Origin of the sequence: Treponema sp., assembly GCF_017430385.1 — a bacterium.
Lineage (GTDB): Bacteria > Spirochaetota > Spirochaetia > Treponematales > Treponemataceae > Treponema_D.
The window spans coordinates 1-2,546 of the sequence record NZ_JAFRNB010000031.1 but is presented as its reverse complement, the minus strand read 5'-3'; the positions used below and the strand labels follow the sequence as shown (position 1 = coordinate 2,546).

Sequence of the window (2,546 nt, the reverse complement as noted above, 5' to 3'; positions counted from 1 at the left end):
GGATTCGTGGAAATCATTTGAAGATGACCGAAAGATAAGGAACAGAATAAAATTGATTTTTGATGAATTTTATTATTAGGCGTGCGGACGAGTAAGCACGCAAGGAGATCGAAAGATGAAAATAACAGGCTGGTGTTACGGCGGTTATTTGAGGTAGAATAGCACATAACAACGCCTTCAAAGCAGACGGCAAGTCAAGCTTGCCGCGGGTTAAGGCTATAGTTATACGGACACCCGCACTGGGGTGCTTGGAGAAAGAATGAAAAAAATTGGATTAGTCGGTGGAACTGGACCAGAATCGACATTAATGTATTATAAATTGTTAAATTCCAGAATAGACAAAATGACTAACGAAAAGCATATGCCAGAAATAGCAATAGAAAGTGTTGATTTTCGGAAGGCATGGAAATTTGTTTCATCGAAAAATTATGAAGCCCTTTCAGACTATCTTTCAGAGAAGATAAGGAACTTGCATAAAGTCGGAGCGGAAATTATTTCTCTTACTGCAGCAACAATGCATATTGTATACGATGAATTAATTGATAAAAATAATATTTCGATTGTAAGTATACCTAAAGCAGTATCCGAAGAAATTGTTAGAAGAAACTATAAAAAAGTCGGACTTTTGGGAACTATATTCACAATGGAACAAGATTTTATGAAAAAAGATTTAATAGAATCAGGAATAGAAGTTTTTGTTCCAAATAAAAATGATCGTGAATTAATTGCAAAAAGAATTTTTGAAGAACTTGAACTTGGAATTGTAAAGGAATCAACATTAAATGAATTTACAGATATTATTGAAAAAATGAAAAATGAAAATGGTATCGAAGCTGTTATTCTTGGTTGTACGGAACTGCCATTGTTACTTAATTCAAATAATTGTCCCTTAGTTTGTCTAGACAGTGTTGAAATTCATATTAATAAACTGATTGATTTAGCTTTAGAATGAGGAATATTTTTACAAGCAAGTCAAGCTTGCTTGTAAAAATAAAATTGAACTTTAGGTCTTAGGCGATGATACGGTTGTAATTGTAAACTCGCAAGGAAGAAAAAAAATGAGGCGACTTTACGCTTCTTGTGAAATTATAGATACGGCGAAAAAATATTTACGGAGTAATTTCGTATAACATGCGCTTCAAATCGGATGTCGGGTCAAGATGGCATGATATAAATGTCTGGATAAAAGTGGTACTCTGATTCGACGGAATCAGAGAGTCGGCGGAAGGTTCTCGCGGGCAGTGAAGAAGGCGCGGCTGAAAGGCAGTCCCTTACTTCGAGGTCAAGATTAACCAAAACCGACCGCCGTACGCCATAATGAGGCGCGGGGACATTCCCCGCGACCCCGGATAGGAGCACGGTACACCACTACCAGCGTTAACTCCTGATTCCATTCTATCATAAAAGGAGCAAGGAATGGAAGGCAAAAGATTTGTTGGAATCGATTTGGGAAAAAGGACCTATGAAATCAAAATTATCTGCAGCGGAGGAAAAGTCACCGGAACGAACGGCCTCACAAGCCCCGCCGGAAGGAAAGCTCTGTACAAAAAACTTCGAAGTACAGATAGAGTTGCAATTGAAGTCTGCTCTCTTGCTATGGTAATGGCGAGGGAGATGGAAAAACAGGTCGGCTGCGAGGTAGTCCTCCTGAATCCGAGCCAGATAGCGCTCATCTACCGTTCCCTGAAAAAGAACGACAAGGAAGATGCCTTAAAACTGGCACGCCTTGTGCAGAAGTATGAGAACGGGGAGCTTCCGAAAGTGGAGCTTCCGACGGAGCACGAGGAGAACCTCAGGCAGATACTCACGGAGCTAAGGCAGCTGAAGCATGACAGAACAAAAGAAATCAACAGGATTCATGCGATTTTCCTTGAGTGCGGAATCACGGAAATGAAGAAAAAGGATCTCGCCACTGGAAGCAGCAGGAGCGAGAGCATAAAGATTCTGAAAGGAATATTCCTCGCACAGGCGGAAAGAAGCCTTGAAAGGCTTGAGATTATTGACGGGCAGATAAATGAGGTTGAGGAATTGCTGGAAAAGGAAGTTGAAGGAGACAGGAATATCGAAAGACTGACTGAAATTCCCGGAGTCGGGAAACAGCTGGCATCGAGTTTCATAGCATTCCTTGGCGACGGCTCGCGATTTCCCAACGCATCGGCCATAGGAGCCGCGGCGGGACTCGTACCGCGCCTTGACATATCAAGTACAATCGTGAGGCTTGGACACATAACAAAGTGCGGGAACAGGAATTTAAGATCGCTCCTGATTCTGGCCGCATGGACACATGTCAGGGCAAGAAATGCGGGGGCATTAAAGGAGAAATACCTTTACATGACACAGGTTCAGAGCAAAGGGAAAAAGATAGCGATAGTCGCGGTCGCAAGAAAACTTGCAGAGTTGATGTACACCATATTGAAAAACGGTACATCGTATGAAAAGAGAACTTCACCCACACTTTCCATGGAAAAACTTGTGGATGAAGCTTTGGCATCGTAATTTTTGGAATCAGGAGCTCCATGCTATTGACAAATATCATAGGAGCCCGC

At 41.8% G+C, this 2,546-nt stretch carries 2 protein-coding genes; both read left to right on the top strand.

Going from position 1 to position 2,546, the window contains the following annotated elements:
• The first annotated feature begins 259 nt into the window (after window positions 1-259).
• A complete protein-coding gene (locus tag IJJ71_RS02275; protein ID WP_296845070.1) occupies window positions 260-952 on the top strand; it encodes an aspartate/glutamate racemase family protein in 693 nt (230 codons plus the stop codon).
• Between the two features lie 464 nt (window positions 953-1,416).
• Window positions 1,417-2,496 carry an IS110 family RNA-guided transposase gene (locus tag IJJ71_RS02270; RefSeq protein WP_296845068.1) on the top strand — a complete coding sequence of 360 codons (1,080 nt, stop codon included), beginning with the start codon at window positions 1,417-1,419 and terminating at the stop codon, window positions 2,494-2,496.
• The last annotated feature ends 50 nt before the right edge of the window (window positions 2,497-2,546 follow it).

Coding starts and splice junctions, on each gene's coding strand:
- IJJ71_RS02275 (WP_296845070.1), top strand. CDS start 260: ATGAAAAAAATTGGATTAGTCGGTGGAACTGGACCAGAATCGACATTA.
- IJJ71_RS02270 (WP_296845068.1), top strand. CDS start 1,417: ATGGAAGGCAAAAGATTTGTTGGAATCGATTTGGGAAAAAGGACCTAT.